Here is a 22227-nt window from a genome sequence, read left to right on the forward strand (position 1 = left end):
TCAGGCACCCCGGCAGGCTCAAGGCTCCAGCCCGATGCCCCGCAGAATCACGCTGGTCACCGTCTGTACCGCCCGCTCGAACGCCATGTCCGACAGCGGCTGCCCATCATTGAGCAAAGCCACCTGATAACCGAAATCGGCGTAATGCTGAGTCGAAGCCCAGATCATGTAGAGCAGCGCCGACGGCTCGACCGGGAGGATGCGCCCCTCCTCCACCCACCGCCGGATCTTGGCTTCCTTCAACTGCGCCCAAGGCACCAGCGAATCGTCCAGGCTGCCTCCCAGCAGCGGCGCGCCATGGAGGATTTCCTCGGCCCAGACCTTCGAGCCCAGCGGCCGCGAGCGCGAGTGCCCCATCTTGGCGCGGATATAGCTGGTCAGCACGACGCGCGGGTCGTCGAAGCGTTCGAAACAGAGGGCATCCTGCTTCCAGACGTCCAGCAGGTCCTGCAGTACCGCTCGATAGAGTTCGTCCTTGGTACTGAAGTAGTAATGCAGGTTGGAACGCGGCAACTGCGCACGCTCGGCGATGTCGCCCATGGAGGTGACGCCGTAGCCCTGTTCGGCGAACACCTGCTCGGCTGCCTGGAGGATCTTCTCGATATTGCGACGGCGGATCTCGATCTTGTGGTTGGCCATAGGGCGTCCGAAGCGGCTGGAACCTGTGAAGGCTAACACGCAGGCGCCAGGACTGCGCTCTGCAGATCGACCACTGTGCTTCGTCTGACAGTTGTAGCGTCACAACTGCGCACCCGCTCTGGAACCCCTGCCCATGCGTCCGACCCTTCCACTTTCGTTACTGGCCCTGTTGGTCAGCACCGCCACCCATGCCGCCGAGCGCATCGAGCTCGAACAGGTGCTGATCCAGGACCGCCAGCAATCCGAGCAGGAGGCCGCCGCCGAACGATTGCGCGAGATCCCTGGCGCCAGCAACCTGGTGGATATGGAAACCGTCGGCCAGGGACGCGTGGCCAGCAACCAGGATGTGCTGGCCTACCAGCCGGGCGTGTTCGCCCAGTCGGCGGGCAACGACGGGATCAAGCTGTCGATCCGGGGCTCGGGTATCAACCGCGCGCCTGGCGCCCATGGCTCGGGGGTCTACACGATGTTCGACGGCTTGCCGCTGACCGGCCCCGGCGGGACGCCCTACGAGCTGTTCGAACCCTTGTGGCTGAGCCGCGCCGAGGTACTGCGCGGCGCCAACGGCTTCGAGCAGGGCGCCCTGGCTCTGGGCGGTGCGATCAACTACGTGACCCACACCGGCCATGACGCCGCCCCGCTGCAACTGCGCTATGAGGTCGGCAGCCACGGCTACCAGCGCCGGCACATCAGCTCTGGCCAGGTGCTGGGCAACCTCGACTACTACGTGGCGCTGACCGACGCCGAGTACGACGGCTACCAGCGACACAGCAGCGGCAGTGCCAAGGGCATCGCCGCCAATGTCGGCTATCGCTTCAACCCGAATCTGGAAACGCGCTTCTACCTGCGCTACCGGGAAACCGAGAACGACCTGGCCGGGCGCCTGACCAAGGCGCAGATCAAGCATCACCCGCGCGCCGCCAACCCGGCCTACCTCGCCCGCGATGACAGCCGTCCCCAGCCCGGCAGCACCTGGGTGGGCAACAAGACCACCTTCTTCCTCGACGACGACTCACGCCTGGAGGCCGGGCTGGTCTACCACGACTACCCGATGGACCTGCGCGAAGGCCCGATGCGCCTGAAGGTGGCCTACACCGATGTCAGCGGCACGCTCAACTATCTGCGTCGCGACACCTTGTTCGGCCACGAGAGCAAGACCACCGTTGGCTGGCGCACCACCAAGCACCTGCCCAACAGCGGCGCCTCGCAGTTCGCCCGCAATGGCGATGTGTTCGGCCCGCGCAGCCGCGACTTCAGCTACCAGGGCTCGGACACCGTGCTGCACCTGGGCAACGATCTGGAGCTGGTCCCCAACCTGTGGCTGACCACGGGCCTTGCCATGATCTACACCCGCCGAGAAAGTGCTGTCACCTTCCCCGCCAACGGCGGCAAGGTCAGCCAGCATGACTGGGACTACGCACCACGCCTGGGCCTGCGCTACGACATCGATCCGCAGACCCAGGTCTACGGCAACCTCAGTCGCTCCGTCGAACCACCGCACCCCTGGTCGTTGATCTGGAGTTCGACCGTTGCAACGCAACCGATCGAGATGCAGAACCAGACGGCCACCACCCTGGAGCTGGGGGCCCGCGGCGACTCGGTGCTGGGGCGCTGGGACCTGGCCTGGTACTACTCGCAGGTGCGTCACGAGCTGCTGGCAGTGGAAATCGTGCCGGGCCAGCCGTTCAAGGAGTTCAACGCCAGCGCCACCGTGCACCAGGGCATCGAAGCTGGTCTGGACAGCACGCTGTGGGAGCAGCCGGGCAGTGGCAAGCTGTCTCTGCGCCAGGCCTATACCTTCAGCGACTTCCATTACCGCGACGATGACCGCTTCGGCGACAACCGTTTGCCGGGCATCCCCATGCATTACTACCAGGCGGAGCTACGTTACGACTGGCCGAGCGGTTTCTACGCCGGGGTGAACACGCAACTGGCCTCCAAGGTGCAGGTGGACTACGCCAACAGCTATCACGCCGATGCCTACGCCCTACTGGGCGCGCGTCTGGGCTGGGATTCGCCCAAGCGCGACTGGCAGACCTGGCTCGACCTGCGCAACCTGACCAACAAGCGCTACGCCGCGACGGTGACACCAGGGTACGACGATGCCGGGCTGGATGCTGCGCGCTCGACCCCGGGAGAAGGGTTCGGGATGTATGCGGGGGTTTCGTACAGCTTCCGCTAGCGATTAGCCGGGGCTAATTGAACTGCACCCTGCAGGAGCAGCATTACGCTGCTCCTGCCCTTGGGTAGATCGAGTCAGGACGGCAACTGCACCTGCGGTGTGGTCTCGGTGAAGATCGTCCAGCTGGAAATGAACAACGCGGCGATCAACGGCCCGATCACGAAGCCGTTGAGGCCGAACACCGCCAGCCCGCCCAGGGTCGACACCAGGATCAGGTAGTCGGGCATGCGCGTATCCTTGCCCACCAGGATAGGGCGCAGCAGGTTGTCCACCAGCCCGATCACCAGCACGCCGAACGCCGTCAGCACGATGCCCTGCCACATCGCGCCGGTCAGCAGGAAATACACCGCAACCGGCCCCCAGACGATCCCGGCACCCACCGCAGGCAACAGCGACAAGAACGCCATCAGCACCGCCCACACCAGCGCACTGGGAATATCCAGCACCCAGAAGATCAAGCCGCCCAGCGCGCCCTGGGTGATCGCCACCAACAGGTTGCCCTTCACCGTGGCCCGCACCACACGGTTGAACTTCAACTGCAAGCGGCGCTTCTGCTGCTCGGGCAGCGGCACGGCCTGACGGACCTTGCGCGCCAGCTCCGGCCCTTCACGCAGGAAGAAGTACAGCAGGTAGAGCATGATGCCGAAGCTCACCAGGAAGTCGAAGGTGCCCTGGCCAAAACTGAAAGCCTGGCTGGCAAGGAACTGGCTACCCTGTGTCGCCCACTTGGTGATCTTGTCGCGCAGGCCATCGAGATTGCCCATGCCCATGCGGTCCAGGCCGTTCTGGGCGAAGTGCGGCAGCATGTCCTTGCCGCGCTCGATGTAGCCGGCGATATCCAGTTGGCCGCTTTCGATGCGCTGGTACAGTGTTGCCCCTTCCTGGACCAGCAGGGCACTGATGATGATCACCGGCAGGATCGCAATCATCAGGCAGGTGGCCAAGGTAGCGCCGGCCGCCAGGTTGCGCCGACGGTTGAAACGCAGCAGCAGGTTGCGCTGCAGCGGTGCGAACAGGATGCCGAGGATCACGGCCCAGAAGATCGCGCCGTAGTACGGCAGCAGTATCCAGAAGAATGCGATGGTGACCAGCGCCAGCAATACGGCCAGGGCTCTGTTCTGTAGAGCAGTTTGATTCATGGGCTTTCCTCGATTGTCCTGGACCTTAGTGCACAGCGTAGAGGCAAAAGTGCCATCAGCAGCGCTTGATCCAGGTCAATACCGCGTTCCGGGCCCGGTCGTAGCATCCGCACCTTTTGCCCCGGTGCCCCCATGAACCCTCTTGCCAAGCCCGAACTGCTGGCCCCCGCCGGCTCGCTGAAGACCCTGCGCTACGCCTTCGCCTATGGCGCCGATGCGGTCTACGCCGGCCAGCCGCGCTACAGCTTGCGGGTGCGCAACAACGAATTCGACCACGCCAACCTGGCCCTGGGCATCCAGGAAGCGCACGCCCTGGGCAAGCGCTTCTACGTGGTGGTCAACATCGCGCCGCACAACGCCAAGCTCAAGACCTTCCTCAAGGACCTGGCGCCCGTGATCGAGATGGCACCCGATGCGTTGATCATGTCCGACCCCGGGCTGATCATGCTGGTGCGCCAGCATTTCCCACAGATGCCCGTGCACCTGTCGGTGCAGGCCAACACAGTGAACTGGGCCAGCGTGCAGTTCTGGCAACAGCTGGGCCTGAGCCGGGTGATTCTGTCGCGCGAGCTGTCGCTGGAAGAGATCGGGGAAATCCGCCAGCAAGTACCTGACATGGAACTGGAGGTCTTCGTCCATGGCGCACTGTGCATGGCCTATTCCGGGCGCTGCCTGTTGTCGGGCTACCTGAACAAGCGCGACGCCAACCAGGGCAGCTGCACCAATGCCTGTCGCTGGAAGTACCAGGCGACCCCGGCAGGGGAAAACGCCACCGGCGACATCGTGCGTGAGTGCGAACCGACCTTGGGCATTGGCGCGCCCACCGAACAGGTGTTCCTGCTGCAGGAGGGCAATCGCCCGGGTGAAGAGATGCCTGCGTTCGAGGACGAACACGGCACCTACATCATGAACGCCAAGGATCTGCGCGCGGTACAGCACGTCGAGCGCCTGACCCGGATGGGCGTGCACTCGCTGAAGATCGAAGGACGGACCAAATCGCACTTCTACTGCGCCCGTGCCGTGCAGTCCTACCGCCAGGCGATCGACGACGCCGTCGCCGGTCGGCCCTTCGATCGCAGCCTGATGGACAACCTCGAGTCCCTGGCCCAGCGCGGCTACACCGAAGGCTTCCTGCGCCGCCATGTGCACGACGAGTACCAGAACTACCAGCGCGGCAACTCGGTCTCGGAGCGCCAACAGTTCGTTGGCGAACTGACGGGGCTGCGTATCGACGGGCTGGCCGAGGTGAAGGTGAAGAACCGCTTCGCACTGGGCGACACCCTCGAACTGATGACCCCTCGCGGCAACTACCACTTCGAGCTCGCCCGGCTGGGTGATCGCCAAGGCCAGGCCATCGAGGTGGCTCCAGGCGACGGGCACCTGGTGTACCTGCCGATTCCGGAGCAGGTATCGCTCGAATTCGGGCTGCTGATGCGCGACCTGCCTGTGCAGGAGGCCCTGGGCTGACAACGCTGTAATGACAGCCTCAGCTGGCTGACAGGAACGGTGGTGGATCATCGGGCTATTCCAAGGCCGTTCGCAGGCAAGCCCAGGGCTACGAAAGGCGCGCCCGATCGCGACAAGGCCTCTACCCAAGCCCTGCCTGAGGCCGTTTATGCCCCACAGCCCCTCCCGTCGCACCTTCGTCAAAGGCCTCGGCGCCGCCACCGCAGTGGCCGGCCTGGGCCTCTGGCGCCCACTGGCCAGCGCCGCCGAAGGCCATCGCCCAGGCCAACCGCTGCAGGGTCAGGACTTCGAACTGTACGTGGGCCAGACCGCCGTCAACATCACCGGCCGCCCCCGCACTGCCCTCACCGTCAACGGCAGTTTGCCCGGTCCGCTGCTGCGCTGGCGCGAAGGTGACAGCGTAACCTTGCGCGTACGCAACCGCCTGGCCGAACCCACCTCGATCCACTGGCACGGCATCATCCTGCCCGCCAACATGGACGGTGTTCCGGGCCTGAGCTTCGCCGGCATCGAACCTGGCGGCGACTACCTTTACCACTTCACCCTGCGCCAGAGTGGCACCTACTGGTACCACAGCCATTCCGGGCTGCAAGAGCAGGCGGGGGTCTATGGGGCAATCGTCATCGAACCGCGCGAGGCCGAGCCACACGCCTACCAGCGCGACCATGTGCTGCTGTTCAGCGACTGGAGCGATCAGGCCCCTGAAGCACTGCTGGCGACGCTCAAGAAGCAGTCCGACGCCTTCAACTACCACAAGCTCACCGTGGGTGACTTCATCGAGGATGTCGCTCGCGACGGCTGGCGCAAGACCGTCGACGAGCGCCTGATGTGGGCCGGCATGCGCATGAGCCCCACCGACCTTGCCGACATCAGCGCGGCCACCTACAGCTACCTGCTCAACGGCCAGCCGCCGGACGGCAACTTCACCTGCCTGTTCCGCCCCGGCGAGACGGTACGCCTGCGCCTGATCAACGCCTCGGCCATGACCTACTTCGACTTCCGCATCCCCGGCCTGAAACTCACCGTGATCGCCGCAGACGGCCTACCTGTGGTGCCGGTGACGGTCGACGAACTGCGCATCGCCGTGGCCGAAACCTTCGACGTACTGGTCGAGCCGGGCGATGCGCCAGCCTACACGCTGTTCGCCCAGAGCATGGACCGCACCGGCTTTGCCCGTGGCACCCTGGCACATGCTCACGGCCAGCAGGCGCCCGTCCCTGCAACGGACCCACGCCCCCGCCTGACCTTTAACGACATGGGGCACGGCGGCATGGGCGGCACCGCAATGGCAGACATGCCTGGCATGGACCACGCCAGCATGGCCAGCATGGATCACGCGGCAATGGCCGCCATGCAGCCACACCCGGCCAGCGAGACTGACAACCCGCTGGTCGACATGCAGACCATGGCGCCCCGCCCAAACCTGGGCGACCCCGGTATCGGCCTGCGCGACAACGGCCGCCGGGTGCTGACCTACGCCGACCTGCGCAGCCGTTTCGAAGACCCCGACGGCCGCCCGCCTTCACGCGATATCGAACTGCACCTCACCGGCCACATGGAGCGCTTTGCCTGGTCATTCGACGGCGTGAAGTTCAGCGACGCCCAGCCGCTGCGCCTTACCTATGGCGAGCGGGTGCGCATCACCCTGGTCAACGACACCATGATGGCCCACCCCATTCACCTGCATGGCATGTGGAGCGACCTGGAGGATGAGCAGGGCAACTTCATGGTGCGCAAGCACACCCTCGATATCCCGCCCGGCACTCGCCGCAGCTACCGGGTCAGTGCCGACGCCCTGGGCCGCTGGGCCTACCACTGCCACCTGCTCTACCACATGGAGACCGGCATGTTCCGCGAGGTACGGGTCGATGAATGAGTTCAACAGCCGCTGGATCCTGACCAGCATCACACTGCTGGTGCTACTGGCCAGCGAAGAGGCGCGCGCACAGCAGAACCCGACCCAGCCCAGCACGGCGTTGCCGGTCATCACCGATGCCGACCGCCGCGCCGCCTTCCCCCTTTTGCCGGGCCACCAGGTACATGACGATGCACTGAACGGCGCGGTGATCGTCGATCAACTCGAATACCAGCACTTCGACAACAGCGGCGTGCTGAACTGGAATGCCACCGCATGGATCGGCGGCGACATCGATCGCCTGTGGCTGCGCAGCGAAGGCGAACGTGAACAGGGCATCACCCACAAGGCCGAACTGCAGGCGCTATGGGGCCATGCCATCAGCCCCTGGTGGGAGCTGGTCGGTGGTATACGCCAGGACTTCAAACCTGCCAGCGGCCAGGCCTGGGCAGCGTTCGGCATCCAAGGTACGCCGCTGTATGGGCTGGAGTTCGAAGCCACCGCTTATGCCGGCGAGCGACAGCAGACGGCGCTGCGCCTGGAGTCCAGTTACGCTATGCTGCTGACCAATCGCTGGATCCTCGAACCGAACATCGAAGCCAACTTCTTCGGCCGTAACGACGCCGGGCGCGAACAAGGTTCGGGGCTGGCCGAAAGCGAAGTTGGCCTGCGCCTGCGCTATGAAATCACCCGCAGCTTCGCGCCCTATGTCGGCGTCAGTTTCAACCGCGTGCACGGTACACGCGCCGACCAGGCCCGTGAAGACGGCGACGACCCCGCGCAGACCCGTCTGGTCGCAGGTGTGCGCCTGCGTTTTTGAAGGAGTTCGACCATGCTACACAAACACCTGATGGCCTTTGGACTGCTGGCAATCAGTGGCCTGGCCCAGGCCGCCGACGTCATCGATGTCTACCGCGACCCCAACTGCGGCTGCTGCAAACAGTGGATCAGCCATCTGCGCGACAACGGTTTCACGGTCAACGACCATGTCGAGCCGAACATGAGCGCGGTCAAGCAGCGCCTGGGCGTCGCACCACGCCTGGCGTCTTGCCATACCGGCGTGATCGACGGCAAGTTCGTCGAAGGGCATGTGCCCGCCGAACAGGTGCGCCTGTTGGCCAAACGCAGCGATCTCAAGGGGCTGGCCGTGCCGGGCATGCCCATGGGCTCGCCTGGCATGGAAATGGGTGACCACAAGGATGCCTATCAGGTCATCGGCCTGACCCAGGACGGCCAGGACACTGTGGTCGCCGAATACTGATGCTCAGTCTCTGGGCGCTGTTTTTCAGCGCCTTTGGCGCGGCCACCTTGCTGCCGCTGCAGTCCGAGGCGGTGCTGGTCGGCTTGCTCCTGCGCGACCCCGACGCCTGGCTCACGCTGTTGCTGGTAGCGACCCTGGGCAACGTGCTCGGCTCGCTGGTCAACTGGCTGCTGGGCCGAGCGATCGAGCGCTTTCGCGAAAAACGCTGGTTTCCGTTCAGCGCCAGCCAGCTGCAAAGTGCGCAACGACGCTACCAACGCTGGGGCCAGTGGTCGCTGCTGCTGAGCTGGATGCCCGTGATCGGCGATCCACTGACCCTGATCGCAGGCATCATGCGCGAACCATTCTGGCGCTTCCTGCTATTGGTCACCCTGGCCAAGGCCGGGCGTTACCTGGTGGTCGCGATGATCACCCTGGGCTGGTTTCACAACGGGTAACACCTTTCACGGTTCCGAAGGTCAACTGACTGCTACAGTCGCCTTTTCCTACTTGAACCTACACGGAGTACCCCGATGCTGCGCGCAACCGCCCTGGCCCTGGCCTGCCTCGTCGGCAGCTCGGCCATCGCCGCCGAGTCGCCCACCTACGGCAAACAGCTCGAAGGTTTCACCTACCCTCACCCGCTCAAGCACTTCGCTCTCACCTCCCAGGGCCAAGCCCTGCAGATGGGCTACATGGATGTCCCTGCGCAGGGCAAGGCCAATGGTCGCAGCGTGGTGCTGATGCATGGCAAGAACTTCTGCGCCGCCACCTGGGAAACCACCATCGATGCCCTGAGCAAGGCCGGCTACCGGGTCATCGCCCCGGACCAGATCGGCTTCTGCACCTCGAGCAAGCCGGAGCACTACCAGTACAGCTTCCAGCAACTGGCCGACAACACCCATGCACTGCTTCAACAGCTTGGCATCGACAAGGTCAACGTGCTGGGCCACTCCACCGGTGGCATGCTCGCCACCCGCTATGCGCTGATGTACCCACAGCAGGTGGAGCGACTGGCCATGGTCAATCCGATCGGCCTGGAAGACTGGAAAGCCCTGGGCGTGCCGTATCGCAGTGTCGATCAATGGTATCAGCGTGAACTCAAGCTCGATGCCGAAGGCGTGCGCAACTACGAGCGCAACACCTACTACGCCGGGCGCTGGAAACCGGAATACGAGCGATGGGTACAGATGCTGGTGGGCTTGAACAAAGGGCCAGGGCACGAGGCGGTGGCATGGAACTCGGCGCTGATCTACGACATGATCTTCACCCAGCCTGTGGTCTACGAGTTCAAGGACTTGAAGATGCCGACGCTGTTGCTGATCGGCGACAAGGATACTACCGCCATCGGCAGCGACATCGCCCCGCCAGAGGTCAAGGCCCGCCTGGGCAAATACGCAGAGCTCGGACCGCAGGTGGCCAAGCTGATTCCCCAGGGGCAACTGGTCACCTTCGCGGGCATGGGTCATGCCCCACAGATCGAGGAACCTGAAGCGTTCCACAAAGCCTTGATCAACTGGTTGCAGCAGTAGCTCTCGCCTTGCGGCAAGCTGGGAGCGGCCTGCTACGGCCACAAGGCCGCTCCTGAACAGACGGCGCGGGCAAAGCTGTCACGCCCGCCAGACCTGCTCTTCGCTCCACCCCAGTTCGGCAAAATCATCCGCACGCAGGGGCGCTTCCTCCTCGCAGAAGAATTCGTCCAGCTGCGGCGGGCGCACCGAGGTGTCGCTGAGCATCGCATGCACCTGCCCGCGGTGATGGATCTGGTGTTCGAACAGGTGCGCGAGCAGGCGCAGGCGCTGCTCGCGCTGGACCCGGTCAGGCCGCACGATACTCACATAGCGCCGCAACTGGTCGTCACGCAACAGTCGGCAATACGCGATCAGGCGCTGGTCGGCCTGGGCCTGCTGGGCGTGCAGGTCGGTGCAGGTAGCAAACGGCTGTTCAGGCTCGAAGAAGCGCTCGCCATCCGCCTCGGGGGCTTCACCGCGCTGCTCGCTCTCCAAGGCATTGAGGTAGAACCAGTCCACCGTCAGCAGGTGATTGAGCGTGGCCTTGATCGAGGGAAAGAAGCTGCAACGGGGGGCGACGAACTCGTCGTGATTCAGTTGCAGGCATGCCTTGTACAGGCGATGGTTGGCCCAGCCATTGTTGTAGGCCTGGGTCAGCAGATGGTGCGACAGCAGCTCCATGGTCGGCTCCTTCAGGCGAAGCGTTGCAGTTGCATCTCCCGCAGCCGGCTCAGGGTCCGCCTGAACGGGAACGCTAGATACCCTTGAGTGTAGAGCGCTTCGAGCGCAACCTCCGCTTCCAGGTACAAGGCGACCCGACGGTCGTAGCATTCGTCGACCAATGCGATGAAACGCCGCACACTGTCATCGCGGCGCGACAGCGCCGGTAACTGGCGATCACCAGCCACTACACGCCGGGCGCCGTCCTCGGTTCCGCGGGCGATGCGCCCGGCACGTTGCACCCCGCCCAGTGCTGGCAGCCCCTCCAGCAGGATGGCCGTATAGCGGTCACACAGGGCCATGAACTCAGTCGCCGCCAGCGGTTGCTCGCACAGGTCGGCGAAGCGACACCAGATCACCTGCTCGCTGCGGCGAATCACCTGGATCTGCCGCGACCCGACCTGCAACGGTTGGTCGGTGCCGGGGTCATCCGCGCTCAGTTGCCGGAATACCTCGACCATTGCGCCGGGCTTGCCCGCCTCGGCAATCCAGTAGCGCTGGCGTTGTTCGCCGGGGTGCAGGCGGTGGTCTTGTTCACCAGCCACGGAAACGATCTGCATGTGCCGCTGGATCGCGGCGATGGCCGGCAAGAAGCGCTCCCGATTGAATCCGTCGAGATACAGCTGGTCGGGCGGCTGGTTGGACGTAGCGACGATCACCACGCCCTGATCGAACAGCACCTGAAACAGGCGCCCCAGGATGATCGCGTCGCCAATATCGCTGACAAACAGCTCATCGAAGCACAGTACGCGGATATCCCTGGCCAGCTCTTGGGCCAACGCATGCAGTGGGTCGGCAGTGCCACTCAGCAAAAACAGGCGCTGGTGCACCCAGGCCATGAAGTGATGAAAATGCTGTCGCCGGGAAGGAACCGCAAGGCACTGCTGGAATTGATCCATCAACCAGGTCTTGCCACGTCCGACCGGGCCCCACAGGTAGACGCCCTGGCCGCTACGCCCCTGCTCCAGCACCTCGAAGCAATGCTGCAGGGCGGCAACAGCCTCAGCCTGTGCAGGATCGGCGGCAAAGCCTTGCTGCAGGATGGCTTGCTGATAAAGGGCGTAGGGCGTCATGGCGATGGGTCGTGGGCAAATCGCCATGGTAATGGGGGTTTCCCGAATCCGCCATCAACTCCCGCTCAGGCCTACCTTCAGCAGCGCCCCATCCTTGGCGTCGGTCAGCACGTAAAGGTAACCGTCCGGCCCCACTCGCACATCACGAATACGCGCCTTGAGTTCCCCCAACAGGCGCTCTTCGTGGACGATCTTGTCACCGTCGAGCTGCAGACGAATGAGCTCCTGAGTAGCCAACGCCCCGATGAACAGGTTGTGATCCCAGGCCTTGAAGGTCGGGCTGTCGTAGAAAGCCATGCCACTGATACCTGGGGACTTCTCCCACACATGGTGCGGATCTTCCATACCCTGGACATGCTTGCCCTTGGCCTCGGGGATCGGCATCAGCGAGTAGTTGATGCCATGGGTCGCGATCGGCCAACCGTAGTTCTTTCCTGCCTGGGGAATGTTGATCTCATCGCCGCCGCGTGGGCCATGCTCGTGGGTCCAGAGCTTGCCTGTCCAAGGGTTGAGCGCCGCGCCCTGCTGGTTGCGGTGGCCGTACGACCAGATTTCCGGGCGCACATTCTTCTGGCCGACGAAGGGGTTGTCCTTGGGCACCTCGCCATCAGGCAGGATGCGGACCAGCTTGCCCTGCAACTTGTCCAGATCCTGGGCGGTGGGGCGCTGGTTGTTCTCGCCCAAGGCAATGAATAGATACCCGTCGCGGTCGAACACCAGTCGCGAACCGAAGTGGTTACCGTCAGACAGCTTGGGTTGCTGGCGGAAGATCACGGTGAAATTTTCCAGGCGCGCGCGGTCCTGCGACAGCTGGCCACGTCCGACCGCCGTGCCTCCCTTGCCGTCCGCGCCCTCCTCGGCATACGACAGGTACACCGTGCGATCCTGGTTGAACTCCGGCGAAAGCACCACATCCAGCAGACCGCCCTGCCCTTGCGCCCAGACCTTGGGGACCCCTGACAGCGGAGGCCCGACCTTGCCTTCGGCCCCGACGATGCGCAGGTTTCCTGAGCGCTCGGTGACGAGCATATCCTTGCCCCCCGGCAGGAATGCCAAAGCCCACGGGTTGACCAGGCCATCGGCAACGGTACTGACGGTCAACTGCCCTTCTTCGCTCGGAAACTGCCTGTCGCCGGCAGCCTGCGCCAATAGCGGGAACAGCGCGGCTGCAGCCAGGGTGGTCATCCAGATACGTGACGTCATGCGGGGATCCTTCCAATCAAGAGGCTCAGGGCGCACGTTGTGAATCGCGCGGTGGCCGAGTGGGTTCCAGGTTCGGGGTCTGTTGCTGACGGCGCAGGTTGTCACCGTTGCCGATGCCGCGGTTGTCCAGCGTCGGTGGCCGCACAATCGGTTGGGTCGAGGGACCGCGCACCGGCGGCGTCGCCGGTACACTGCCTTGGCGGCTATTGGGGTTGGCGCGCTGAATCGGACTGTTGTAGGGGTTATTGCGGTCGCTGCCGGCAAGCAAGGGCATCTGCACGGGGGCCGCGTGCGCGGGAAGGCACAGCAGCAGGCTGATGGCGAGGAAAGGCAGTGTAGGTTTCATCCTTCATCTCCGGTACGAAAAGTCGCGCCCAAGCGTTGGATAGCCTAAGGCGCTTCAGGTTCGCGACAAAAGCATGAAAACCAATGGAGTTGATTCGTGATGTTTCCTTCAGCCCGGAAGCGCTCGGGGCGACAGCGAGGGTTTCACCGATGAACTGTATTTGCCACACTCAAGGGCCCTCTACAGCCAAGGCCCCCTGACATGACCGCCTGCTTGCGTAACTCAGCCCGACTGTGCCTGGCCCTGCTGCTGGCCCTCGCTCTCAATGCCTGCGCACTGCTGCAAAACCGCGATCCGCTGAACATCAATGTCATCGGTATCGAACCCCTGCCCGGGCAGGACCTGGAGTTGCGCATGGCAGTGAAGATACGCGTGCAGAACCCCAACGAGACGCCGGTGGACTTCAACGGTATTGCACTGAACCTGGAAGTGAACGATCAACCGTTGGCGGCAGGTGTCAGCGACCAGCGCGGGCATATCGGCCGTTATGACGAGGCGGTGATCGTGGTCCCGGTGAGCATCACCGCATTTTCGTTCTTGCGCCAGGCGTATGGTCTCAGCCAAACCCAATCGCTACAGGGATTGCCCTATGTGCTGCGCGGGAAGCTGGCCGGCGGACCGCTGGGTACGGTGCGCTTCACCGATAAAGGCAAGCTCGATCTGCCGCAGCCTGGGGGTGCAGGCTGGTGAGGATCAGCGGTTGGCGCTGGCTGCCGCCATCATCTTGTTGACTTCGCTGCGAACCATGTCGGCGAACTCCGGGGGCGACATACCCTCCAGCTCGGCACGGACCCATTCGGCCCATTTGCCCTTGCGTCGGGGTTTCTCGGCGATCATTCGGGCTGCTTCACCCTTGGCCTTGCCGAGGTTGCTCTGCCAAAGCTGAAACAGTCGGGCTTTTTCCGCCTCGATCTGCGCGCGTTCGGCGAAATCTCTGTTGGCCAGATTGAAACTCATGGTCTTTCCTGCCGCTTGAAAATGAGCGCTATCTTACACCTAGCGGCGAGGCGCTGGTATGCCGGTGCAACTTTCGACGCACGCCGTTATCCACTGTACAAGTCAATCCATCTACGAGGACGTGTTCATGGCCAGGAAATCCACCGCAACAGTCGACAGCGATCAGATCAAGGACCAAGTTTTCAGTGAGCTGCAGGCCTTGATCGAGGAGTCCGAAAAGCTTCTCGACGACAGCGCCTCACTGGTGGGCGAAGAAGCCGACACCTTGCGCGCCCAGCTTGGCCTGAAGCTGCGCCAGGCACGTCAGGCCACCAGTCGTCTGGGGCAGAAGGCACAGCCGGTGGTAGATGCCACGCAGGAGTACATTGGTGGTCATCCGTGGCAGACCGTCGCGATTTCCGCAGGTTTCGGGCTGGTGGTCGGCTTGCTGCTCGGCCGTCGTCAGTAAGCTGACGCGCCCCCGCGGGCCCGCTCGCCCTCAGGCGGGCTGGGCCATCGGGATGCCGCTGTGAAAGCGCATCTCCATATCTGGCGAGCTGATCAGCTCGGCTTCCACTTCCCTCACCTTCTCCACCACCCGCGCGATATCAGCTTGTTCACCATAGTGGTGCGCCAGTTTCAGGTAGCCCTGGTAATGACGTGCCTCACTCTTGAGCAGGCCGTGGTAGAAGGTGCCAAGCTCCTCATCCAGGTGTGGCACCAGCGCTGCGAAACGCTCACAGCTGCGCGCCTCGATAAAAGCGCCGACGACCAGGGTATCGACCAGCTTGACCGGCTCGTGAGCACGCACGACGCGGCGCAAGCCCGAGGCATATCGTCCTGCCGAAACAGGCCGCAGGGGGACGCCACGACGCTTCATCAGACGCAGAACCTGTTCATGGTGCACCAGCTCCTCACGAGCCAGGCGCGACATCATGTTGATCAAGTCCAGATGGGTGTTGTACTTGGCGATCAGGCTGAGCGCGGTGCTGGCGGCCTTGAACTCGCAGTTCTTGTGGTCGATCAGCAGGGTTTCCTGGTCGGCGAGCGCCGCTTCGATCCAGGCGTCAGGCGTAGGGCAGCCAAGGAAGGCGTCGATTTCAGGGGTCAGGGACATAAGCTCACAGCTGGGTAGCATCGCAGGAGCGCGGATTATACCGAGGGCGATGCCGATCGCCAGCGACTATGCTTGATACACATCAAACGGCGCGACACAGACCGCCGACTATAGTCAGGCATTGGCCTTCATATCCCAACGGAGTCATGCCCATGCAAGCCGTTCGCAGCATCCTCGTCGTACTCGACCCCGAGCACGCCCACAGCCGGGCGTTGACCCGGGCCAAGCTGATCGCCGGGGTGACCGGCGCACGCCTGCATCTGCTGATGTGCGACAAGAAGCAGGACCATAGCGCCCTGCTCAGCCTGCTCAGTAGCCAACTGCATGATGATGGCTACGACAATGTCACCCATGAGCAGGCCTGGCATGACACGCTCCATGAGTCGATTATCAGTGTGCAGCAAGCCGAAGGGTGCGAACTGGTGATCAAGGAGCATCGTCCGGACAATCCGCTGCGCAAGGCGCTGCTCACACCCAGCGACTGGAAACTGTTGCGCCAATGCCCCTGCGCCGTGCTGATGGTCAAAAGCGAACGGCCTTGGACCGGCGGCAAGATCCTCGCAGCGGTGGATGTGGGGAATCAGGACGGGGATCATCGGCGGCTACATGCCAGCATCATCGACCATGGCTATGCGATCGCCAGCCTGGCCAAAGGCGAGCTGCATGTGATCAGCGCTCACCCCTCGCCTATGCTGTCGGCGTCCGACCCGGTGTATCAGCTCAGCGAAACCATCGAAAAACGCTACCGCGAAGCGTGCTCGGCATTCCAGGCGGAGTTCGATATCAGCGAGGATCGCCTGCATGTCGCCGAGGGGCCTGCCGATGTACTGATTCCCTATACCGAGAAACAGATCGATGCGGTGGTCACCATCGTTGGTACCGTTGCGCGCACGGGGATATCTGGCGCCTTGATCGGCAACACCGCCGAGGTGGTGCTTGATTCACTCGAGGGGGATGTACTGGTGCTCAAGAGCGAGGAGGCCACGACGCACCTGGCCGAGTTGGCGCGCGGTTGATTGCGATACAGATCGGTTTTTCAGTCGCTGTTTCGGACGGCCAGAAAGACAAAACCCCTACCTGCTCGCGCAGATAGGGGTTTTGCGAAATGAATCTTGACGATGACCTACTCTCACATGGGGAAACCCCACACTACCATCGGCGATGCATCGTTTCACTGCTGAGTTCGGGATGGGATCAGGTGGTTCCAATGCTCTATGGTCGTCAAGAAATTCGGTTGCCAGTGCGTCCTTGCAGACACGCCAGCCAATTCGGATATGTGATCTTTGTGGGTCGCTTCGAACTTTCGGTTCGTTTCGTCTTCACCACCACAATCTGCAGGGCAGATTGCTTGGGTGTTATATGGTCAAGCCTCACGGGCAATTAGTATTGGTTAGCTCAACGCCTCACAGCGCTTACACACCCAACCTATCAACGTCGTAGTCTTCGACGGCCCTTCAGGGGATTCAAGATCCCAGTGAGATCTCATCTTGAGGCAAGTTTCCCGCTTAGATGCTTTCAGCGGTTATCTCTTCCGAACATAGCTACCCGGCAATGCCACTGGCGTGACAACCGGAACACCAGAGGTTCGTCCACTCCGGTCCTCTCGTACTAGGAGCAGCCCCTCTCAAATCTCAAACGTCCACGGCAGATAGGGACCGAACTGTCTCACGACGTTCTAAACCCAGCTCGCGTACCACTTTAAATGGCGAACAGCCATACCCTTGGGACCGGCTTCAGCCCCAGGATGTGATGAGCCGACATCGAGGTGCCAAACACCGCCGTCGATATGAACTCTTGGGCGGTATCAGCCTGTTATCCCCGGAGTACCTTTTATCCGTTGAGCGATGGCCCTTCCATACAGAACCACCGGATCACTAAGACCTACTTTCGTACCTGCTCGACGTGTGTGTCTCGCAGTCAAGCGCGCTTTTGCCTTTATACTCTACGACCGATTTCCGACCGGTCTGAGCGCACCTTCGTACTCCTCCGTTACTCTTTGGGAGGAGACCGCCCCAGTCAAACTACCCACCATACACTGTCCTCGATCCGGATCACGGACCTGAGTTAGAACCTCAAGGTTGCCAGGGTGGTATTTCAAGGATGGCTCCATGAGAACTGGCGTCCCCACTTCAAAGCCTCCCACCTATCCTACACAAGCAAGCTCAAAGTCCAGTGCAAAGCTATAGTAAAGGTTCACGGGGTCTTTCCGTCTAGCCGCGGATACACTGCATCTTCACAGCGATTTCAATTTCACTGAGTCTCGGGTGGAGACAGCGCCGCCATCGTTACGCCATTCGTGCAGGTCGGAACTTACCCGACAAGGAATTTCGCTACCTTAGGACCGTTATAGTTACGGCCGCCGTTTACCGGGGCTTCGATCAAGAGCTTCGCTTGCGCTAACCCCATCAATTAACCTTCCGGCACCGGGCAGGCGTCACACCCTATACGTCCACTTTCGTGTTTGCAGAGTGCTGTGTTTTTAATAAACAGTCGCAGCGGCCTGGTATCTTCGACCGGCATGGGCTTACGGAGCAAGTCCTTCACCCTCGCCGGCGCACCTTCTCCCGAAGTTACGGTGCCATTTTGCCTAGTTCCTTCACCCGAGTTCTCTCAAGCGCCTTGGTATTCTCTACCTAACCACCTGTGTCGGTTTGGGGTACGGTTCCCAGTTATCTGAAGCTTAGGAGCTTTTCTTGGAAGCATGGTATCAACCACTTCGCACTCTAAAGAGCGCTCGTCATCAGCTCTCGGCCTTGAAATCCCGGATTTGCCTAAGATTTCAGCCTACCACCTTAAACCTGGACAACCAACGCCAGGCTGGCCTAACCTTCTCCGTCCCTCCATCGCAATAACTGGAAGTACAGGAATATTAACCTGTTTTCCATCGACTACGCTTTTCAGCCTCGCCTTAGGGACCGACTAACCCTGCGTCGATTAACGTTGCGCAGGAAACCTTGGTCTTTCGGCGTGCGAGTTTTTCACTCGCATTGTCGTTACTCATGTCAGCATTCGCACTTCTGATACCTCCAGCAAGCTTCTCAACTCACCTTCACAGGCTTACAGAACGCTCCTCTACCGCATCACCAAAGGTGATACCCGTAGCTTCGGTGCATGGTTTGAGCCCCGTTACATCTTCCGCGCAGGCCGACTCGACTAGTGAGCTATTACGCTTTCTTTAAAGGGTGGCTGCTTCTAAGCCAACCTCCTAGCTGTCTAAGCCTTCCCACATCGTTTCCCACTTAACCATGACTTTGGGACCTTAGCTGACGGTCTGGGTTGTTTCCCTTTTCACGACGGACGTTAGCACCCGCCGTGTGTCTCCCATGCTCGGCACTTGCTGGTATTCGGAGTTTGCATCGGTTTGGTAAGTCGGGATGACCCCCTAGCCGAAACAGTGCTCTACCCCCAGCAGTGATACATGAGGCGCTACCTAAATAGCTTTCGAGGAGAACCAGCTATCTCCGAGCTTGATTAGCCTTTCACTCCGATCCACAGGTCATCCGCTAACTTTTCAACGGTAGTCGGTTCGGTCCTCCAGTCAGTGTTACCTAACCTTCAACCTGCCCATGGATAGATCGCCCGGTTTCGGGTCTATACCCAGCGACTAAAGCGCCCTATTAAGACTCGCTTTCGCTACGCCTCCCCTATTCGGTTAAGCTCGCCACTGAATATAAGTCGCTGACCCATTATACAAAAGGTACGCAGTCACCTAACATAGTAGGCTCCCACTGCTTGTACGCATACGGTTTCAGGTTCTATTTCACTCCCCTCTCCGGGGTTCTTTTCGCCTTTCCCTCACGGTACTGGTTCACTATCGGTCAGTCAGTAGTATTTAGCCTTGGAGGATGGTCCCCCCATGTTCAGACAAAGTTTCTCGTGCTCCGTCCTACTCGATTTCATTGAAAAGAGACTTTCGTGTACGGGGCTATCACCCACTATGGCCGCACTTTCCAGAGCGTTCCACTAATCTCAAATCAACTTAAGGGCTGGTCCCCGTTCGCTCGCCACTACTAAGGGAATCTCGGTTGATTTCTTTTCCTCAGGGTACTTAGATGTTTCAGTTCCCCTGGTTCGCCTCTTGCACCTATGTATTCAGTACAAGATACTCAGCTTATGCTGAGTGGGTTCCCCCATTCAGAGATCTCTGGATCACAGTCTGTTTGCCGACTCCCCAAAGCTTATCGCAGGCTACCACGTCTTTCATCGCCTCTGACTGCCAAGGCATCCACCGTATGCGCTTCTTCACTTGACCATATAACCCCAAGCAATCTGGTTATACTGTGAAGACGACATTCGCCGAAAATTCGTGAGAACTCACAAATTTTACCTTAGCCTGAATTACCAGCAGTGAAACTGGCATTCAGTCTATTTCTATCACATATCCGAATTTTTAAAGAACGATCTGACAAAAGCCAGAAATCAACATTCATCGACGAATGTTCATTTCTAGGTTCTGATCAAGGTACAGCGTAAGTGGTGGAGCCAAGCGGGATCGAACCGCTGACCTCCTGCGTGCAAGGCAGGCGCTCTCCCAGCTGAGCTATGGCCCCGCATATTGGTAGGTCTGGGCAGATTTGAACTGCCGACCTCACCCTTATCAGGGGTGCGCTCTAACCAACTGAGCTACAGACCTATATAGGGTCTTGATCGTCTTCACAATGAATCAAGCAATTCGTGTGGGAGCTCATCAGCAGGCTGATGTCTTCGATTAAGGAGGTGATCCAGCCGCAGGTTCCCCTACGGCTACCTTGTTACGACTTCACCCCAGTCATGAATCACACCGTGGTAACCGTCCTCCCGAAGGTTAGACTAGCTACTTCTGGTGCAACCCACTCCCATGGTGTGACGGGCGGTGTGTACAAGGCCCGGGAACGTATTCACCGCGACATTCTGATTCGCGATTACTAGCGATTCCGACTTCACGCAGTCGAGTTGCAGACTGCGATCCGGACTACGATCGGTTTTGTGAGATTAGCTCCACCTCGCGGCTTGGCAACCCTCTGTACCGACCATTGTAGCACGTGTGTAGCCCAGGCCGTAAGGGCCATGATGACTTGACGTCATCCCCACCTTCCTCCGGTTTGTCACCGGCAGTCTCCTTAGAGTGCCCACCATAACGTGCTGGTAACTAAGGACAAGGGTTGCGCTCGTTACGGGACTTAACCCAACATCTCACGACACGAGCTGACGACAGCCATGCAGCACCTGTGTCAGAGTTCCCGAAGGCACCAATCCATCTCTGGAAAGTTCTCTGCATGTCAAGGCCTGGTAAGGTTCTTCGCGTTGCTTCGAATTAAACCACATGCTCCACCGCTTGTGCGGGCCCCCGTCAATTCATTTGAGTTTTAACCTTGCGGCCGTACTCCCCAGGCGGTCAACTTAATGCGTTAGCTGCGCCACTAAAATCTCAAGGATTCCAACGGCTAGTTGACATCGTTTACGGCGTGGACTACCAGGGTATCTAATCCTGTTTGCTCCCCACGCTTTCGCACCTCAGTGTCAGTATCAGTCCAGGTGGTCGCCTTCGCCACTGGTGTTCCTTCCTATATCTACGCATTTCACCGCTACACAGGAAATTCCACCACCCTCTACCATACTCTAGCTCGCCAGTTTTGGATGCAGTTCCCAGGTTGAGCCCGGGGCTTTCACATCCAACTTAACGAACCACCTACGCGCGCTTTACGCCCAGTAATTCCGATTAACGCTTGCACCCTCTGTATTACCGCGGCTGCTGGCACAGAGTTAGCCGGTGCTTATTCTGTCGGTAACGTCAAAACAGCAAGGTATTAGCTTACTGCCCTTCCTCCCAACTTAAAGTGCTTTACAATCCGAAGACCTTCTTCACACACGCGGCATGGCTGGATCAGGCTTTCGCCCATTGTCCAATATTCCCCACTGCTGCCTCCCGTAGGAGTCTGGACCGTGTCTCAGTTCCAGTGTGACTGATCATCCTCTCAGACCAGTTACGGATCGTCGCCTTGGTGAGCCATTACCTCACCAACTAGCTAATCCGACCTAGGCTCATCTGATAGCGCAAGGCCCGAAGGTCCCCTGCTTTCTCCCGTAGGACGTATGCGGTATTAGCGTTCCTTTCGAAACGTTGTCCCCCACTACCAGGCAGATTCCTAGGCATTACTCACCCGTCCGCCGCTGAATCAAGGAGCAAGCTCCCGTCATCCGCTCGACTTGCATGTGTTAGGCCTGCCGCCAGCGTTCAATCTGAGCCATGATCAAACTCTTCAGTTCAATACTGCTTGGGTTTTTAAGAAACCCTAAACTTGGCTCAGCAATCTCAAATGACTATGTGATTTCTCGCATGGCCACTTGTGATGCTGATAATCTTGGCGACTATCAGTCCGTACTCACAAGCACCCACACGAATTGCTTGATTCGATTTGTTAAAGAGCGTTTGGTTAAGAGCTTTTCGTCTCAACCGAGGCGCGCATTCTACGCTTTCCTCATTTGCTGTCAAGCGTTTATTTTGAAGTTTTTCGCGAGAAACTCGTTTAGCTTCAAACACTTGACTCGCTGCGATCTCTCGTAGCGGGAGGCGAATCATACAGCACTCGAAGATGCTGTCAACTGCCTTTTTCACCGCTGCCGATCAGGTGACCGAAGCGCTTCACGCCTTGCCGAACTCGCTTAACTCGTTGATTAACAATAAGTTTTGCCTTCCGTTTGCTGCGGAAGTGGGGCGCATTATAAGGGGATCTGGGAGGGCGTCAACCTTTTATTTCATAAAATCTTAATCGAAATGAAGGGCTTAGCCCGCGCATTGCTCAAGAGCAGTTGCACCTGC

Annotated in this window: 18 protein-coding genes, 2 tRNA genes and 3 rRNA genes; 10 read left to right on the top strand and 13 right to left on the bottom strand. The window is 60.5% G+C overall.

The window, feature by feature from the left end:
• Window positions 1-18: 18 nt before the first annotated feature.
• Complete coding sequence (locus ACMGGG_RS14835) at window positions 19-639, bottom strand: TetR/AcrR family transcriptional regulator (RefSeq protein ID WP_054895334.1); 621 nt, start codon at window positions 637-639, stop codon at window positions 19-21.
• Between the two features lie 133 nt (window positions 640-772).
• Between ACMGGG_RS14835 and ACMGGG_RS14840 the strand changes: the two genes are divergently transcribed.
• The gene (locus tag ACMGGG_RS14840; protein WP_063545530.1) at window positions 773-2821 is read left to right on the top strand and encodes a TonB-dependent receptor family protein; all 2049 of its coding nucleotides are present in this window, start codon (window positions 773-775) and stop codon (window positions 2819-2821) included.
• A gap of 74 nt (window positions 2822-2895) precedes the next feature.
• Here ACMGGG_RS14840 and ACMGGG_RS14845 read toward each other — a convergent pair whose 3' ends face one another.
• On the bottom strand, window positions 2896-3960 hold the full coding sequence (locus ACMGGG_RS14845; protein WP_054895332.1) for an AI-2E family transporter: 1065 nt from the start codon (window positions 3958-3960) through the stop codon (window positions 2896-2898).
• Window positions 3961-4092: 132 nt separating this feature from the next.
• On the opposite strand from ACMGGG_RS14845, the gene yegQ reads away from it, so the two are divergent.
• From yegQ to ACMGGG_RS14875, 6 genes are all read left to right on the top strand, one after another.
• Window positions 4093-5427 (top strand): tRNA 5-hydroxyuridine modification protein YegQ, encoded by a 1335-nt coding sequence (gene yegQ, locus ACMGGG_RS14850; RefSeq protein WP_063545531.1) that lies wholly within the window; start codon window positions 4093-4095, stop codon window positions 5425-5427.
• Between the two features lie 148 nt (window positions 5428-5575).
• Window positions 5576-7303, top strand: a complete 1728-nt coding sequence (locus ACMGGG_RS14855) for a copper resistance system multicopper oxidase (protein WP_063545532.1) — start codon at window positions 5576-5578, stop codon at window positions 7301-7303.
• Window positions 7296-8102, top strand: a complete 807-nt coding sequence (locus ACMGGG_RS14860; RefSeq protein ID WP_063545533.1) for a copper resistance protein B — start codon at window positions 7296-7298, stop codon at window positions 8100-8102. The genes ACMGGG_RS14855 and ACMGGG_RS14860 overlap by 8 nt, the downstream gene beginning before the upstream one ends.
• Window positions 8103-8114: 12 nt before the next feature.
• Entirely contained in the window at window positions 8115-8543 is a 429-nt protein-coding gene (locus ACMGGG_RS14865; RefSeq protein WP_054895330.1) for a DUF411 domain-containing protein, read from the top strand.
• Window positions 8543-8980, top strand: a complete 438-nt coding sequence (locus tag ACMGGG_RS14870) for a YqaA family protein (RefSeq protein WP_063545534.1) — start codon at window positions 8543-8545, stop codon at window positions 8978-8980. The genes ACMGGG_RS14865 and ACMGGG_RS14870 overlap by 1 nt, the downstream gene beginning before the upstream one ends.
• A gap of 75 nt (window positions 8981-9055) precedes the next feature.
• Window positions 9056-10054: an alpha/beta fold hydrolase gene (locus ACMGGG_RS14875; RefSeq protein ID WP_054895328.1), complete on the top strand. Its 999-nt coding sequence runs from the start codon at window positions 9056-9058 to the stop codon at window positions 10052-10054.
• A gap of 78 nt (window positions 10055-10132) precedes the next feature.
• Here ACMGGG_RS14875 and ACMGGG_RS14880 read toward each other — a convergent pair whose 3' ends face one another.
• Genes ACMGGG_RS14880 through ACMGGG_RS14895 form a run of 4 tightly spaced genes read right to left on the bottom strand, consistent with a single transcriptional unit; the run spans window position 10133 to window position 13375 of the window.
• Window positions 10133-10714, bottom strand: coding sequence for a DinB family protein (locus ACMGGG_RS14880; protein WP_414153974.1), 582 nt, complete (start codon window positions 10712-10714; stop codon window positions 10133-10135).
• Between the two features lie 11 nt (window positions 10715-10725).
• Entirely contained in the window at window positions 10726-11826 is a 1101-nt protein-coding gene (zapE, locus tag ACMGGG_RS14885; protein ID WP_414153975.1) for a cell division protein ZapE, read from the bottom strand.
• A gap of 54 nt (window positions 11827-11880) precedes the next feature.
• Window positions 11881-13029 (bottom strand): PQQ-dependent sugar dehydrogenase, encoded by a 1149-nt coding sequence (locus ACMGGG_RS14890; RefSeq protein ID WP_414153976.1) that lies wholly within the window; start codon window positions 13027-13029, stop codon window positions 11881-11883.
• A 25-nt stretch (window positions 13030-13054) separates the two neighbouring features.
• Window positions 13055-13375 carry a hypothetical protein gene (locus tag ACMGGG_RS14895; protein WP_414153977.1) on the bottom strand — a complete coding sequence of 107 codons (321 nt, stop codon included), beginning with the start codon at window positions 13373-13375 and terminating at the stop codon, window positions 13055-13057.
• 201 nt (window positions 13376-13576) lie between these two features.
• On the opposite strand from ACMGGG_RS14895, the gene ACMGGG_RS14900 reads away from it, so the two are divergent.
• A complete protein-coding gene (locus tag ACMGGG_RS14900; protein WP_054895324.1) occupies window positions 13577-14065 on the top strand; it encodes an LEA type 2 family protein in 489 nt (162 codons plus the stop codon).
• A 3-nt stretch (window positions 14066-14068) separates the two neighbouring features.
• On the opposite strand, the gene ACMGGG_RS14905 is transcribed toward ACMGGG_RS14900, so the two are convergent.
• On the bottom strand, window positions 14069-14332 hold the full coding sequence (locus ACMGGG_RS14905) for a hypothetical protein (protein WP_054895323.1): 264 nt from the start codon (window positions 14330-14332) through the stop codon (window positions 14069-14071).
• Between the two features lie 127 nt (window positions 14333-14459).
• Here ACMGGG_RS14905 and ACMGGG_RS14910 point away from each other — a divergent pair, with 127 nt between their 5' ends.
• Window positions 14460-14780, top strand: coding sequence for a DUF883 family protein (locus ACMGGG_RS14910; RefSeq protein ID WP_054895322.1), 321 nt, complete (start codon window positions 14460-14462; stop codon window positions 14778-14780).
• 30 nt (window positions 14781-14810) lie between these two features.
• Here the strand turns inward: ACMGGG_RS14910 and ACMGGG_RS14915 are convergent, their stop codons facing one another.
• Window positions 14811-15428 (bottom strand): tRNA-(ms[2]io[6]A)-hydroxylase, encoded by a 618-nt coding sequence (locus tag ACMGGG_RS14915; protein WP_054895321.1) that lies wholly within the window; start codon window positions 15426-15428, stop codon window positions 14811-14813.
• Between the two features lie 152 nt (window positions 15429-15580).
• On the opposite strand from ACMGGG_RS14915, the gene ACMGGG_RS14920 reads away from it, so the two are divergent.
• Complete coding sequence (locus ACMGGG_RS14920; RefSeq protein WP_054895320.1) at window positions 15581-16444, top strand: universal stress protein; 864 nt, start codon at window positions 15581-15583, stop codon at window positions 16442-16444.
• Between the two features lie 94 nt (window positions 16445-16538).
• On the opposite strand, the gene rrf is transcribed toward ACMGGG_RS14920, so the two are convergent.
• The 5 genes from rrf to ACMGGG_RS14945 form a co-directional block, all read right to left on the bottom strand.
• Window positions 16539-16654, bottom strand: a 5S ribosomal RNA gene (rrf, locus tag ACMGGG_RS14925).
• Between the two features lie 133 nt (window positions 16655-16787).
• Window positions 16788-19680 (bottom strand): 23S ribosomal RNA (locus ACMGGG_RS14930).
• A gap of 222 nt (window positions 19681-19902) precedes the next feature.
• A tRNA-Ala gene (locus ACMGGG_RS14935) sits at window positions 19903-19978 on the bottom strand.
• A gap of 6 nt (window positions 19979-19984) precedes the next feature.
• Window positions 19985-20061 (bottom strand) — tRNA-Ile (locus tag ACMGGG_RS14940).
• 76 nt (window positions 20062-20137) lie between these two features.
• Window positions 20138-21674 (bottom strand): 16S ribosomal RNA (locus ACMGGG_RS14945).
• The 16S, 23S and 5S rRNA genes sit together here with 2 tRNA genes alongside, the layout of an rRNA operon.
• Window positions 21675-22227: the final 553 nt, after the last annotated feature.

Source organism: Pseudomonas sp. BNK-44-b (assembly GCF_047456245.1).
Lineage (GTDB): Bacteria > Pseudomonadota > Gammaproteobacteria > Pseudomonadales > Pseudomonadaceae > Aquipseudomonas > Aquipseudomonas machongensis.